The 13,837-nt window shown below is 69.1% G+C and carries 12 protein-coding genes; 2 read left to right on the top strand and 10 right to left on the bottom strand.

Annotated features, from left to right (window positions below; all coding sequences use genetic code 11):
* Position 1 precedes the first annotated feature (1 nt).
* The 5 genes from secD to EGK76_RS06770 form a co-directional block, all read right to left on the bottom strand.
* Positions 2 to 1,885: a protein translocase subunit SecD gene (secD, locus tag EGK76_RS06790; RefSeq protein WP_123832107.1), complete on the bottom strand. Its 1,884-nt coding sequence runs from the start codon at positions 1,883 to 1,885 to the stop codon at positions 2 to 4.
* Positions 1,886 to 1,948: 63 nt separating this feature from the next.
* Positions 1,949 to 2,287: a preprotein translocase subunit YajC gene (yajC, locus tag EGK76_RS06785; protein WP_096297465.1), complete on the bottom strand. Its 339-nt coding sequence runs from the start codon at positions 2,285 to 2,287 to the stop codon at positions 1,949 to 1,951.
* Between the two features lie 127 nt (positions 2,288 to 2,414).
* A complete protein-coding gene (tgt, locus tag EGK76_RS06780) occupies positions 2,415 to 3,551 on the bottom strand; it encodes a tRNA guanosine(34) transglycosylase Tgt (protein ID WP_123832106.1) in 1,137 nt (378 codons plus the stop codon).
* Between the two features lie 84 nt (positions 3,552 to 3,635).
* On the bottom strand, positions 3,636 to 4,688 hold the full coding sequence (gene queA, locus EGK76_RS06775) for a tRNA preQ1(34) S-adenosylmethionine ribosyltransferase-isomerase QueA (RefSeq protein WP_123832105.1): 1,053 nt from the start codon (positions 4,686 to 4,688) through the stop codon (positions 3,636 to 3,638).
* Between the two features lie 421 nt (positions 4,689 to 5,109).
* Positions 5,110 to 5,541, bottom strand: coding sequence for an Lrp/AsnC family transcriptional regulator (locus tag EGK76_RS06770; RefSeq protein ID WP_096297462.1), 432 nt, complete (start codon positions 5,539 to 5,541; stop codon positions 5,110 to 5,112).
* A gap of 177 nt (positions 5,542 to 5,718) precedes the next feature.
* Between EGK76_RS06770 and EGK76_RS06765 the strand changes: the two genes are divergently transcribed.
* Both EGK76_RS06765 and upp read left to right on the top strand, forming a co-directional pair.
* Positions 5,719 to 7,218 carry an aminotransferase class III-fold pyridoxal phosphate-dependent enzyme gene (locus EGK76_RS06765; protein ID WP_096297461.1) on the top strand — a complete coding sequence of 500 codons (1,500 nt, stop codon included), beginning with the start codon at positions 5,719 to 5,721 and terminating at the stop codon, positions 7,216 to 7,218.
* 383 nt (positions 7,219 to 7,601) lie between these two features.
* Positions 7,602 to 8,234: a uracil phosphoribosyltransferase gene (gene upp, locus EGK76_RS06760; protein WP_096297460.1), complete on the top strand. Its 633-nt coding sequence runs from the start codon at positions 7,602 to 7,604 to the stop codon at positions 8,232 to 8,234.
* A 101-nt stretch (positions 8,235 to 8,335) separates the two neighbouring features.
* Here upp and EGK76_RS06755 read toward each other — a convergent pair whose 3' ends face one another.
* The 5 genes from EGK76_RS06755 to EGK76_RS06735 form a co-directional block, all read right to left on the bottom strand.
* On the bottom strand, positions 8,336 to 9,166 hold the full coding sequence (locus EGK76_RS06755; RefSeq protein ID WP_096297459.1) for a ferritin-like domain-containing protein: 831 nt from the start codon (positions 9,164 to 9,166) through the stop codon (positions 8,336 to 8,338).
* On the bottom strand, positions 9,163 to 10,629 hold the full coding sequence (gene purF / locus EGK76_RS06750; protein ID WP_096297458.1) for an amidophosphoribosyltransferase: 1,467 nt from the start codon (positions 10,627 to 10,629) through the stop codon (positions 9,163 to 9,165). Before purF ends, EGK76_RS06755 begins: the two co-directional genes overlap by 4 nt.
* A gap of 65 nt (positions 10,630 to 10,694) precedes the next feature.
* Complete coding sequence (locus EGK76_RS06745) at positions 10,695 to 11,717, bottom strand: SPOR domain-containing protein (RefSeq protein ID WP_123832104.1); 1,023 nt, start codon at positions 11,715 to 11,717, stop codon at positions 10,695 to 10,697.
* A gap of 58 nt (positions 11,718 to 11,775) precedes the next feature.
* On the bottom strand, positions 11,776 to 13,044 hold the full coding sequence (gene folC, locus EGK76_RS06740; RefSeq protein ID WP_123832103.1) for a bifunctional tetrahydrofolate synthase/dihydrofolate synthase: 1,269 nt from the start codon (positions 13,042 to 13,044) through the stop codon (positions 11,776 to 11,778).
* Positions 13,041 to 13,685, bottom strand: coding sequence for a histidine phosphatase family protein (locus EGK76_RS06735; RefSeq protein WP_123832102.1), 645 nt, complete (start codon positions 13,683 to 13,685; stop codon positions 13,041 to 13,043). The genes folC and EGK76_RS06735 overlap by 4 nt, the downstream gene beginning before the upstream one ends.
* Between the last annotated feature and the right edge of the window lie 152 nt (positions 13,686 to 13,837).

The following is a 13,837-nucleotide window of genomic DNA, read 5'->3' as shown; positions in this document are numbered from 1 at the left end:
GTCAGATCGCCAGGGACTTGAGCTTCTTGCGCGGCGCATAGATCAACGTGACCAGCGCACGCGACACGACGATCGCGGTGAACATCGAGGCGACGATGCCGATCACCAGCGTGACCGCGAAGCCCTGCAGCGGGCCAGTACCGAAGGCATACAGCGCAACGCCCGCGATGATGCCGGTGAGGTTGGAGTCGAAGATGGTGTCCGACGCCTTCTCATAGCCGGTCACGATCGCCGCCTTGGGCGGCATGCCCGCGCGCAGCTCCTCGCGGATGCGCTCGTTGATCAGCACGTTGGCGTCGACCGACAGGCCGATCGACAACGCCAGACCAGCGAAGCCCGGCAAGGACATCGTGGCCCCGAACAGCGACATCACCGCGACCACGATCAGCAGGTTCAGGATCAGCGCCAGGCAGGTCACGATGCCGAACATGCGGTAGTACAGCATGAAGAAGATCAGCGTGAAGACGAATGCGTAGGCCACCGCGGTCAGACCGCGCTCCACGTTCTCCGCGCCCAGGCTCGGGCCGACAACGCGTTCCTCGACGAAGTCCATCGGTGCGGCCAGTGCGCCGGCCTTGAGCTGGCGGGCCAGGTCGTTGGCTTCTTCGCGGGACAGGCCGGTGGTCTGGAACTCGCGCCCGAACACACCACGAATCGTCGAAGAGCTGATGACGCGCTCGATGCTGCGCGAAGATCGCACTTCCTCGCCGTCGACCATACGGACGGTCGGAATGCGCTCGACGTAGACGATGCCCAGGCGCTGGCCGACGTTCTGCAGCGTGTGGTCGAGCATGCGCTTGCCGCCCGCGCTGTTGAGCGTGATGCTCACGGACGGAGTGCCGGTCTGCGAATCGGTGGTCGGATTGGCATTGATCAGCTGATCGCCCGATACCAGGATGCGGCGCGACAGCAGCAGCGGCGTGCCGGTCTCGTTGTAGTAGATGCGCGAGTCGGCCGGGATGCTTCCCGACGCGACCGCTGCTGCGGCCTGGTTCTCGTCGCCGGTGACGGCGCGGAACTCGAGCGTCGCGGTCGCGCCGATCAGGCGCTTGGCCTCGGCGGTGTCCTGCAGACCGGGCAGCTGGATGACCAGGCGGTCCTCGCCCTGGCGCTGCAGCACCGGCTCGGCAACGCCGATCGCGTTGATGCGGTTGGAGATCACGGTGCGGTTCTGCTCGACCGCGTCGGCAGCGATGCGGTCGATCTCGCCCTGCGACAGGCGCACGGTGATGCGGTTGCCGTCGGCCAGCACCTGCGGGCCACTGCCGCCGACCACCTGGCCCGACGCGCTGGCCAGGCTTTCCATGATGCGTGCGCGGGCGGCGTTGACGTCCGCCCCCTCCACCAGCACCACGCCGATGGTGTTGTCGTTGCGGCGCTCGACGCTGGAATAGCCGATGCGTGCGTCGCGCAGCGCTGTCCGGATGCCGTCCGCGTAACCTTCCACGCGCTTCTGCAGCGCCGCGGCCTGGTCGACCTGCATCACGAAATGCACGCCGCCCTGGAGGTCGAGGCCCAGCGACATCGGCCGTGCGCCCAGATCCGACAGCCACTGGGGCACGGTCGAAGCGAGGTTCAACGCGACCGAATAGTTCTCGCCCAGCGCCGGACGCAGCACGTCGGAGGCCACTGTCTGCGCATCCGCGTCATGCAACCGCACGAGCAGATGATTGTCATCGATCTCCGTGCCGATCGGCGTCACGCCGGCTTCGCTCAGCAGGACCTCCACGCGCTGGCGCAGGGCCTCGTCGATGCGCGCCTCACTGGTGCTCGGGGTGATCTGCACCGACGGGTTCTTCTGGTAGGCGTTGGGCAGCGCATACAGCGCAGCCAGGACCAGCACCACCAGGATCAGGGCGTACTTCCAGCGGGGAAATTCAAGCATTGCGTTGCCTCGGCTACCACTCGCGGGTGGCGCCTGGAGAGATGATGGAACCGGAGATCGGAATCAGGCCGACTTCAGGGTGCCCTTGGGGAGCACGTTGCCGACCGCGCCCTTCTGCACGCGGATCTCGACGCGCTCGGCGATCTCGAGGGTCAGGAAGCTGTCACCGATCGCGCGGACCACGCCGGCAATCCCGCCATTGGTGATGACTTCGTCACCGACCGCCAGCTTCTCGAGCATCGCGCGGTGCTCTTTGGTGCGCTTCATCTGCGGCCGGATCATCAGGAAGTACATGATCAGGATCAGGATGACCGGGAAGGCCAGCGTCGACAGCAGGCTCGGGCCGGCCGGGGCGCCAGCGGCGGCATGGGCGGGAGCAATCACAAAGTCCAGCAGATTCATCGGAGCATCCGTCAGGCGAAAAATAGCGATCGATTATGCCACGAGCCGGCCTCGCCAACCGGGCGCGGAGTTCAGAGGGCGTGAAGGCCCGGGCGGGGCGGGCGACGGGCGTCGGCCGCCGCCCGTACTAGGGCGCCTCGGTGCCCTGCCGGGCCGCATAGAAGGACTCGCGGAACGCGGAAAAGGTTCCCGCGGCGATCGCGGCGCGCATGTCGGCCATGAGCTTCTGGTAGTACCAGAGGTTGTGCAGGGTGCCGAGCATGGGCCCGAGCATCTCGCCGCAGCGGTCCAGATGCCGCAGGTAGGCCCGGGTGAAGCCGCCGGCGCAGGCCTCGCAGCCGCAGCCCTCCTCGATCGGGCGCAAGTCCTTCTCGAACTTGGCGTTGCGGATGCGGATCACACCGGTCGAGGTGAAGAAGTGGCCGTTGCGCGCGTTGCGGGTGGGCATCACGCAGTCGAACATGTCGACGCCCCGCGCCACCGCCTCGACCAGATCCTCCGGCCGGCCCACGCCCATCAGGTAGCGCGGCCGATCCTCGGGCAGCTGCGGCGCGGTGTGCTCGAGCATGGCATTCCGTTCGTCCTCGGTCTCGCCGACCGCGAGGCCACCGATCGCATAGCCGTCGAAGCCGATCTCCTTGAGACCCTCGGCCGAGCGCGTGCGCAGATCGTGGTGCACGCCACCCTGGACGATGCCGAACAGCGCCGCGTCGTTGCCTTCGTGCGCGCGCCGGGAGCGCGCGGCCCAGCGCAGCGACAGCTCCATCGATTTTTCGACCACGCGCGGATGGACCGGCTTGCCGTCGATCTGCACCGGCGGGCACTCGTCGAAGATCATCACGATGTCCGAGTCGAGCACCTTCTGGATGCGCATGCTCTCCTCGGGACCGAGGAATACCTTGGCGCCGTCGGTAGGCGCGGCGAAGGTCACGCCCTCCTCGGTGATCTTGCGCTTGTGCGCCAGCGAGAACACCTGGAACCCGCCGGAATCGGTGAGGATGGGCTTGTCCCAGCGCGCGAAGCCATGCAGCCCGCCGTGCGCCTCGATGACCTCCAGCCCCGGCCGCAGGTACAGGTGGAAGGTGTTGCCGAGGATGATCTCCGCGCCCAGCGCGCGGATCTGATGCGGCAGCACGCCCTTGACCGTGCCGTAGGTGCCCACCGGCATGAAGGCGGGGGTTTCGATGGTGCCGCGCGGAAAGCTGATGCGGCCACGGCGCGCGGCGCCGTCGGCGCCGAGCAGCTGGAAGGACATTCTGGACATCGCACTAGTATGACGGACGCATCGCCGATGGCCGCGCGGCCGGGCCTCCGACGACAAGGCGTCGGCGCACGGACCTGGCTCGGTTTACCTCTCTGGGGAAGCCTCCCCGTCCGGCTGCCCCCACAGCAGCATCGCATCGCCGTAGGAGAAGAACCGGTACTGCGCCTGCACCGCGTGCGCGTAGGCTGCGAGCACCCGTTCCCTGCCGGCGAATGCCGACACCAGCATCAGCAGGGTCGACTCGGACAGATGGAAGTTGGTGACCATCGCATCGACGCTGCGGATGCGATAGCCGGGGAAGATGAAGATCTGCGTTTCGCCCGCAAACGGATGCAACTCGCCATCGACGCTGGCGCTCTCGAGTGCCCGTACCACGGTCGTGCCGACCGCGATCACCCGGCCGCCGGACTCACGCGTGCGATGGATCTGGGCGATCAGTTCCGCGCCGACGTTCAGCCATTCGCTGTGCATGCGGTGCTCGCGCACATCCTCGACGCGCATCGGCAGGAAGGTGCCGGCGCCGACGTGCAGGGTCACGTGTCCGAACTCCACGCCCCGCGCGCGCAGCGCAGCCAGCAGGGCGTCGTCGAAATGCAGGCCGGCGGTCGGCGCCGCCACCGCGCCGATCTCGCGCGCGAACACGGTCTGGTAGCGCTCGGCGTCGTCGCGCCCCGGCTCGCGGCGGATGTAGGGCGGCAACGGCATGCGCCCCACCTTGAGCAGCCAAGATTCCAGTGCATCCTCGACATGGAAACGCAGGTGGTAGAAGCCCTCGTCGCGCGACAGCACCTCCGCCTCGCCGCCGCCCTCGAGCACGATGCGGCCTCCGGGCCTGGGCGATTTGCTGGCCCGGATCTGCGCGCGCGCCTCGTTGCCGGGCAGCATGCGTTCGATGAGGATCTCCACCCGCCCGCCACTGGCCTTGTTGCCGAACAGCCGCGCCGGGATCACACGGGTGTCGTTGAACACCAGCAGGTCGCCCGGCTGCAGCAGATCCCGCAGATCACGCACATGGCGGTCGTCGAACGCGCCCGCACCGGGTGGCACCACCAGCATCCGGCTGGCCGAGCGCTCGGCCAGCGGCGCCTGGGCGATCAGAGCTTCCGGCAGGTCGAAACGGAAATCGGACTTCTTCAAGGGGAATGCGAGGGAATGCGGGGGCCACATTGTAATGAAGGCAGGCAACGAGGTCGGCCGGTCGACCTGGAGCCCCCTCTGCCGCCCGGAGCGGGACTGGGGGAGGCGCTTTTCGCGATGGCTGCAGATGAACCGGAATGCTGGGCGAGCGGGGCCCAGGCACGTCGGGAAACGCCTGCCCTCACCCATCATCGGCATCCGCCGGGGGTCCTCCCCTCGTCCGGAGGAAGCAGGGCCCGGCACTTCGCGAGGCCTGCCCTCACCCCACCATCGGCATCCGCCGATGGTCCTCCCCTCTCCCGGAGGGAGGGGCCAGGCACCTCGCGAGGCCTGCCCTCACCCCACCATCGGCATCCGCCGATGGTCCTCCCCTCTCCCGGAGGGAGAGGGGCCAAGGTGTCTCCGCCATAGGCGGAGACGCTTATCTTTCGAACTTGGTCGACAGGATGATCGACGAGGTCGTGCGTTCCACGCCTTCGATACAGCCGATGCGGTCGGTCAGTTCATCCATGTCCGCCACCGTCGGCACCACGCCCAGTGCGATCAGGTCGTAGTGGCCGCTGACCGAGTGCAGCGCGCGCACCGCGCTGATCGCGCGCAAGGCGGTGACCACCGGTGTGGTCTGGCGGGGTCGCACGGTAATCATGATCTGGGCGCGGATATGCCCATGTTCGAAGTCGTCGCGCATGCGCACCGTGTAGCCGCTGATCACGCCGGCGCGCTCCAGACGCTCGATCCGGCTCTGCACCGTGGTGCGTGACAGCCCAAGCCGGCGCGCGATCTCGGCGGTCGACAGGCGCGCGTTCTCGCGCAGCAGGCTGAGCAGGCGAACATCAGCGGATTCGATGAACATGGGGAGCCCGGTTTCGGCGATCTGCCGAAATTCTAGTTCATGTTCGGCATTTCGCCGCTTCCGTCCGGCGGAATCGTCCAGATAATGGAGAGACCGCCGGTTCTTGCCGCGTTGCCCGCGCTTCTACGCCCGGCTGCGCCACGCTCCGGCCTCCCGACGTCCCAAGGAGCCTTCCGCATGTCCGTGATCCAGATCCTCGCCCCGCTGCGTGCCCATGCCGGCAAGCGCCGCACCGCCGGCCTTCCCGACGACGTGCTCGAGCGCTTCGCGAAGACCCATCCCGAACTGCTCGAAGTGGCGCACGCCGCGGTCGATGCACATGCCGCGCTGGCAACCGATTTCGCCGATCTGCTCGATCTGGACGAGGATGCGCAGGCGCGCACCGTGCAGGCGGGCTACGTCAACTTCTATCAGGCCGATGCGGTGAATCCGTATGTCGCGCTGGCCGCGCGCGGTCCCTGGATCGTCACCCTCAAGGGCGCCGTGCTCCACGATTCGGGCGGCTACGGCATGCTCGGTTTCGGCCACACGCCCAAAGCTGTGATCGAGGCGATGGCCCGGCCGGTGCCGATGGCCAACATCATGACGCCGAGCCTGTCGCAGCTGAAACTCGACCGCGCCCTGCGCCGCGAGATCGGCCACACACGCGAGGGCGGCTGCCCCTACAGCCACTTCCTGTGCCTGAATTCCGGTTCGGAATCGGTAGGCCTCGCCGCGCGCATCGCCGACATCAACACCCGCACCCAGACCGATGCCGGTGGCCGCCATGCCGGCCGCACGGTCAAGCGCATCGTCGTCAAGGGCAGTTTCCACGGGCGCACCGAACGGCCGGCGCTGTACTCGGATTCCTCGCGCGCCACCTACAAGAAATACCTTGCGAGCTTCCGCAACGAGGATTCGCTGATCGCGGTGCCGCCCTACGATGTCGACGCACTGCGCAAGGCGTTCGCGGACGCCGACGCGAACGGCTGGTTCGTGGAAGCGGTGTTCCTCGAGCCGGTCATGGGCGAAGGCGATCCGGGCCGCTCGCTGCCGCCGGCGTTCTACGCCGCCGCGCGCGAACTCACCCGCGACCACGGCAGCCTGCTGCTGGTCGATTCGATCCAGGCGGGGCTGCGCGCCCACGGCGTGCTGTCGGTCGTCGACTATCCGGGCTTCGAAGGCCTCGACGCACCGGACATGGAGACGTACTCCAAGGCACTCAACGCGGGCCAGTACCCGCTGTCGGTGCTTGCGGTGACCGAGCATGCCGCGAAGCTCTACAGGAGCGGCGTGTACGGCAACACGATGACGGCCAATCCGCGCGCGCTCGACGTGGCCTGCGCCGTGCTCGCCGAGCTCACGCCCGAGGTGCGCGCCAACATCCGCGACGCCGGACGCAAGTCGGTCGAGGCGCTCGAAGCGCTGAAGACGGAACTCGATGGCCTCATCACCAAGGTCCAGGGCACCGGCCTGCTGTTCTCCTGCGAACTCGCGCCCCAGTTCAAGTGCTATGGCGCCGGATCGACCGAGGAATGGTTGCGCGAGCAGGGCCTGGGCGTGATCCACGGTGGCGCGAACTCGCTGCGCTTCACCCCGCACTTCAACATCGACGACGACGAGATCGCGCTGATGGTGTCGATGGTCGGCCGGGCGCTGCGCGAAGGCCCGCGCCAGTCGAGCGCAGCGGCGGCCTGATCGCAGCTGACGACCTGCCGGCGACTGCCGGCAGGACCGGCATTCTCCGGCGCCTCTCCATTCGTGCGGCGCCCAAGCAGCCGGCGTAGTTCCGTGCCGATCACGAGCCAGCTCCGTTGTCAGCTGCGGGAATTAGCCGGCCATTGCACGCCCGGGAGCTTGCTCCCGGGCGGCCCGTGCGAAGCGGCCGCGGAAGTCCCGGGGCCATCATCGACGGGTTCCGACCCGCGCCAAGCGCGGTTCTGATCCGGATGAGGTCCGCGCCAGGCGCGACCACTCTCCACGTTCCCGAGGGTCGGCGGCGCGCTGCGCCAGGGTCGTGATCGCACGTCATCGGCGGCAGTGAAATATCCTAGCCACGTCGTCCGCACAGGCCCCCGCCCATGAAAACCGTCGAAGTCCGCCATCCGCTGGTCCAGCACAAGCTCGGCCTGATGCGCCGCGCCGACAACAGCACCAAGACCTTCCGCGAACTGTCGGCCGAGGTCGCCACGCTGCTGACCTACGAGGCGACCGCGGATCTGGAAACAGAGGATGCCGAGGTCCATGGCTGGGCCGGGCCGGTGCGCGTGCGCCGGATCAAGGGCCGCAAGATCACCCTGGTGCCGATCCTGCGCGCCGGCATCGGCATGCTGCCGGGCGTGCTGGAGCTGATTCCCGCGGCCAAGGTCAGCGTGGTCGGCATCAAGCGCGACGAGGATTCGCTCCAGGCGGTGCCCTACTACGAGAACCTCGTCGGCGACATGGCCGACCGCACCGCGCTGATCCTCGATCCGATGCTGGCCACCGGCGGCACCCTGATCGCGACCGTCGCGATGCTCAAGGCCGCAGGCGCGAGCCGTATCAAGGGCCTGTTCCTGGTGGCCGCGCCCGAGGGGCTCAAGGCGCTCGAAGCGGTGCATCCCGACGTCGAGGTGTATACCGCCTCGATCGACACGCACCTCAACGAGAAGGGCTACATCCTGCCGGGCCTCGGCGACGCCGGCGACAAGATCTTCGGCACGCGGGTGGACTGAGCGAAGCGCACTCGGCACCCGCCTGCAGGAAGCCGTACGTGCCCGGGGCGGAGCACCTGCGCTCCAGCCCTTCGACGAGGGCTACCCGCGCCGAACGCTGGTCAGCGCTCGGCGAGCGCCTGCAGCGCGGCCAGCTCTTCCGCGCTGAAGCCCGCCGCGGCTCGTGCGTCGATGTTGAACGGCCCGTGCAGCACCGCGCGCGCATATTCCGACAGCAGGTCGCGGAAGGTCGATTCCGGCTCCACCCCGCGTCGTTCGCAGAACCAGCGGAACCAGCGGCTTCCCGCAGCGACGTGCGCGACTTCCTCTTCCAGGATGACTTCGAGCACGCCGACAGTGTCGTGATCGCCCAGCGCGCGCAGCTTGACGATCATTCCCGGCGTCACGTCGAGCCCGCGCGCCTCGAGCACGCGCGGCACCAGCGCCATGCGCGCCATGCCGTCATGCGCGGTCTTTTCGCACATTTCCCACAGGCCGTTGTGCGCGTCGAAATCGCCGTAGTCGAAGCCCAGTGCGCGCAGCCGCGTGCGCAGCATCATGAAGTGGCGCGCTTCGTCCGCGGCGACGGACAGCCAGTCGGCGTAGTAGTCCGCAGGCAGGTCGCGGAAGCGATACACCGCGTCCCAGCCCAGATCGATCGCGTTGAGCTCGATATGCGCGATCGCATGGATGAAGGCCGCGCGGCCCTCGTCGGTGCCGAAGCCGCGGCGCGGCAGCTCGCGCGGGTGCACGAGCCTGGGCCGCTCGGGCCGGCCGGGCATGCGGATCGGCTCGGGCGCGGGGGCGGACGGGTCAAGCGGCAGCGCGCCCGCCTCGAAGCGACGCGCATAGGCCTGCGTCAGCGCGACCTTCTCGTCGGGATCGCGTGCATCGAGGCAATGCCGCGCGGCCGCGAACAGGTGCGGCGCGTCCGCGGCCACCGCCGCGCTCACGCCCGGCGCTTCTTCTTTGCCTCGTCGCTGCGCAGCTGCTGCAGGCGTTCGAAATAGCCCGGCTCGATGCCGGTCACGTATTCGCCGCTGAAGCAGGAGCTGTCGAAGCGCAGGTCCGGGAACTTGGGCCCGGAGACCGCGGATTCCAGATCGGCCAGATCCTGGTAGATCAGCCAGTCGCAGCCGAGGAATTCCTCGATTTCCTTCTCGGTGCGGTTGTGCGCGACCAGTTCGTCGACCGACGGCATGTCGATGCCGTAGATGTTCGGATAGCGCACCGGAGGCGCCGCGGACGCGAGATACACCTTCTTGGCGCCGGCGTCGCGCGCCATCTGCACGATCTGCTTGGACGTGGTGCCGCGCACGATCGAATCGTCGACCAGCAGCACCACGCGGTTGCGGAACTCCAGCGGAATCGGATTGAGCTTGCGCTTCACCGACTTCGCGCGCTCGCCCTGCCCCGGCATGATGAAGGTGCGGCCCACGTAGCGGTTCTTGATGAAGCCCTCGCGGTACTTCACACCGAGCGTGTTGGAGATTTCCAGCGCCGCGTCGCGCGAGGTGTCCGGAATCGGAATCACCGTATCGATGTCGTGGTCGGGCCGCAGGCGCAGGATCTTCTCGCCGAGCGTCACGCCCATGCGCATGCGCGCCTTGTGCACCGAGATGTTCTCGATCATCGAGTCCGGGCGCGCGAAGTACACGTACTCGAAGATGCACGGCGCGTGCGGCTGCTGCGGCGCGCACTGGCGGTGGTGCAGTTCACCGCGCGGCGTGATCACGATGCCCTCGCCCGGCTCGACGTCGCGCAGACGCTCGAAGCCGAGGATGTCGAGCGCCACCGATTCCGAGGCCACGGCGTACTCGACGCCCTCGGCGGTCTCGCGGCGGCCGAGCACCAGCGGGCGGATGCCGTGCGGGTCGCGGAACGCGACCAGGCCCAGGCCCAGCACCGTCGCGACGACCGCATAGCCGCCCTTGGCGCGGCGGTTCACGCCTTCGACCGCGCGGAACGCAGCCTCCGGCGTCAGCGCCCGCTCGCGGTCGAGCTCGTGCGCGAACACGTTGAGCAGCACTTCCGAATCCGACTGCGTGTTGACGTTGCGCCGGTCGGTCTCGAACACCTGCTGGCGCAGCTGTTCGGTGTTGACCAGGTTGCCGTTGTGGGCGAGCGCGATGCCGTAGGGCGAATTGACGTAGAACGGCTGCGCCTCGTCATGGCCTTCGCTGCCCGCGGTCGGATAGCGGCAGTGGGCGATGCCGACCCGGCCCTGCAGCAGGTCCATGGACTTGCTGTCGAACACGTCGCGCACCAGGCCGTTGCCCTTGTGCACGCGCATCACAGTGCCACTGGCGACAGCGATGCCCGCCGCGTCCTGTCCGCGGTGCTGGAGCACCGTCAGGCCGTCGTACAGCGCGGCCGCGACTTCAGAGGTTCCGACGATTCCGACGATCCCGCACATGTTCGATTTCCAGTTCTGCTGAAGGCGTTCGAGACGCCGGTAAACGGAGTACGGCGCGAGAGCCGTCAGCGATGGGCACGCACCAGGCCGTCGACGCCGACGGCGCTCCGGACCTGCGCCTTGAGCCGGTCGGCATCGGCGCGACTTGCGACCGGACCCGCCTTGACCCGGGTCAGTCGCCCCTTGTCGGTGTCGACCGAATCGGTAAACGCGGTGATGCCGGCGCCGCGCAGGCGATCGCGCAGGCTGTTGGCATCGGCCGCATTGCTGAAGGCACCGATCTGGACCACGAAGCCGGTTCCCGACGCAGGCGCCGCGGCGGGTGCAGCCGCCGGTTCCGCCGGGGTCGCCCGCGGGCTCTCGGCGACAGGCGGCGTCCGCGCGGGCTCGCGCGCCGGCGGTGTCTCGGCCGGCAGCGGCTGTGTGGTCGGCGCGGCGGGCGGCGTGACCGCCGACGCGCGGGATGCTTCCGCAGGCGCAGGCGCAGGCGTAGCGGGGCGGGCGACTTCGGGACGCGCGCCCGCATCGAGCGCGACCACGCGCGGCGTGACGTCGTCACGCACCTGCGCCGCACGCACGCGGACGATCTCGGCGTCTGCGCGGCTGCCGTAGGGCCCCAGCCGCACGCGGTACGCGGGCTGGCCGTTGAGGGTGAAGCCTTCGCGGTAGCCGGTGAGGCCGGCTTGGCCGAGCTGGCGCAGGATCGCATCGGCATCGCCTTCGCTGGCGAATGCCGCGTAATGCACGGCGTAACCGCCTGCGGCCACGGTCGGCGGTAGCGCCGGCTCCCGGGTCGTCGTATCGACAGTCGGCAATGCACTGCCATCGGGCCGGGTAGCAGCCTGCGCAGGCGCGGCTTCGGCTAGGGGCCCGCCCGCGAGCGCGCCGCCCTCACCCACCGGTGGCGGCGTGACCAGCGGCAGATCGACGGTCCTGTAATCGCCGTCGGGCGTATCGGGCACCCGAAGCGGCATGTCCGGCAACCCGCTGGCGGGCGCAGGGCCCTTGACCAGCATCGGCAGGAAGATGACCGCGAGCGCGATCAGCACGGCGGCGCCGATCAGGCGTTGTTTGAGTGCAGACGACATGCGCAGATCCGGGGCACGGGAGCCGCGCGAATTATACGCGCGGCGTCGGGCGCGCTTCTTAACGCCCGCCCCGCAACCAGGCCAGTGCCGCAGCCGCGGCATGGAAAGACCCCAGCACCAGCACCCGCTCGCCGGGTTTGGCGGCCGTCACCGCGGCCTGGAGTGCTTGCCCAACGTCGGCATGCAACTCGGCGTCGAGCCCGGCAGGCAGGCGTGCGCGCAGTGCAGCCGCGTCCTGGCCACGGGCGCCGAAACCCTGCGAGCCGGCAAGGTGCCAGCGCGCGATCGACGGCGCGAGTGCGCTCGCAACACCGGCGGCGTCCTTGTCGGCAAGCGCGGCGAACACCGCGACCGTGCGCCCGGCAGCCGGCGCCACCTGCAGCCACTCCGCCAGCGCCTGCGCGGCCTGCGGGTTGTGCGCCACGTCGACGACGATCTCCACGCCGGCCCGCTCGAAGCGCTGCAGACGCGCGTCGACCGTGGCGTCGGCTATGCCCGAAGCCAGCGCGGTGTCTTCCACGTCCCGCCCCAGCGCCCGCACGGCTGCGACCGCGACTGCGGCATTGCGCAGCTGGACCGGCGCGGCCAGCGCGGGCATCGGCAGCTCGACCTCGTAGCCGACTTCGCGCCAGACCCATCTGCCCTCCCCGACCGGCGCGAACAGGAAATCGCTGCCCCCGCGGACCGCGACCGCGCCGATGCGGTAGGCATGTCGCAGCACGCTCGCCGGCGGATCGGTATCGCCGAGTACCAGCGGCTTCCAGGCGCGGGCGATGCCGGCCTTCTCCAGGCCGATCGCCTCGATGTCGTCGCCGAGCCAGTCCTGGTGATCGAGACCGACGGTCGTGATCACCGATACGTCCGGCTCGACGATGTTGACCGCGTCCAGTCGTCCGCCGAGGCCGACCTCCAGCACCGCCAGATCGAGATCCGCCCGCGCGAACAGCCACAGCGCGGCCAGCGTGCCGGTCTCGAAATAGGTCAACGGCGTGTCGCCGCGCGCGGTCTCCACCGCCTCGAACGCCGCCACCAGCGCGGCGTCATCGACATCGCGGCCGTCGATGCGCACGCGCTCGTTGTAGGCCAGCAGATGCGGCGAGGTATACGCGCCAACACGCCAGCCGGCCGCACGCGCGATCGCCTCGACGAACGCAACCGTGGATCCCTTGCCGTTGGTCCCGCCGATGGTGATCACCTGCGCAGCCGGGCGGCCGCAGTCCATGCGCGCATAGACCGCGCCGACGCGGTCGAGGCCCATCTCGATTTCGGTCGGGTGCCGCGCCTGGATCGCGCTCAGCCAGTCCTGCAGGTTGCCGGCCTCGTTCATAGCGCGCGATGGACCGCCTCGCCGAAGAACGCCGTGTGATGCGCGCAGTCGTTCAGGCGCACCACCTCGAGATGGTCGACGTCCGGGCCCTCGAGCAGGTTCAGCGTGGTCGGCGCCTGGCGGAACGTCCAGAGCCTGGAGAACGGAATGCCGAGGATGTGGCACAGGATGACGCGGTTGACCGCGTCGTGGGCGACGATCAGCGCGGTGTCGTCGGGACCGAGGCCATCGACGGCGCGCGCGAATGCCGGCCAGGCGCGATCGAAGACCTGCTGCAGCGATTCGCCACCGGGCATCTGCACGCTGTCGGGCGCATCGCGCCAGGCCGCCAGGCGCTCGGGGTCGCGTTCGCGGATCTCGCTGGCCAGCAGGCCTTCCCAGGTCCCGTGGGCGATCTCGGCCAGTCCTGCATCGTTGGTCAGCATCGACGCACGCGAGGCCCCGAGCGCGAGCCGCGCGGTGCGGTCGGCACGTGACAGCGGCGAGGCGACCGCGCGATCGATGCGCACATCGGCCAGTCGCTGCCCAAGCAGGGACGCCTGGCGCTCACCGACGTCCGACAAGGCGATGTCCTCCTGCCCCTGATAGCGGCCTTCGGCATTCCACGGGGTTTCGCCGTGACGGGCGAGCAGGATTCTCATCGGATGTGTCCTTGCAAGGCGCGGCGGCAGGCCGCGACGCGGCGCGCCAGTCTAATGGAAGCCGCGGCCGCCCCGCCTCCGGAGCGACCGCCACGGGCGAAACCCGGCAATCCTGCTGGACCCGCCTCGCCAGCGGCGGCGCCATGCCCGGA

This window comes from Luteimonas sp. 100069 (assembly GCF_003813845.1).
Lineage (GTDB): Bacteria > Pseudomonadota > Gammaproteobacteria > Xanthomonadales > Xanthomonadaceae > Luteimonas > Luteimonas chenhongjianii.
The sequence above is the reverse complement of the archived record's forward strand: the minus strand, read 5'-3'. Positions and strand labels throughout refer to the sequence as shown.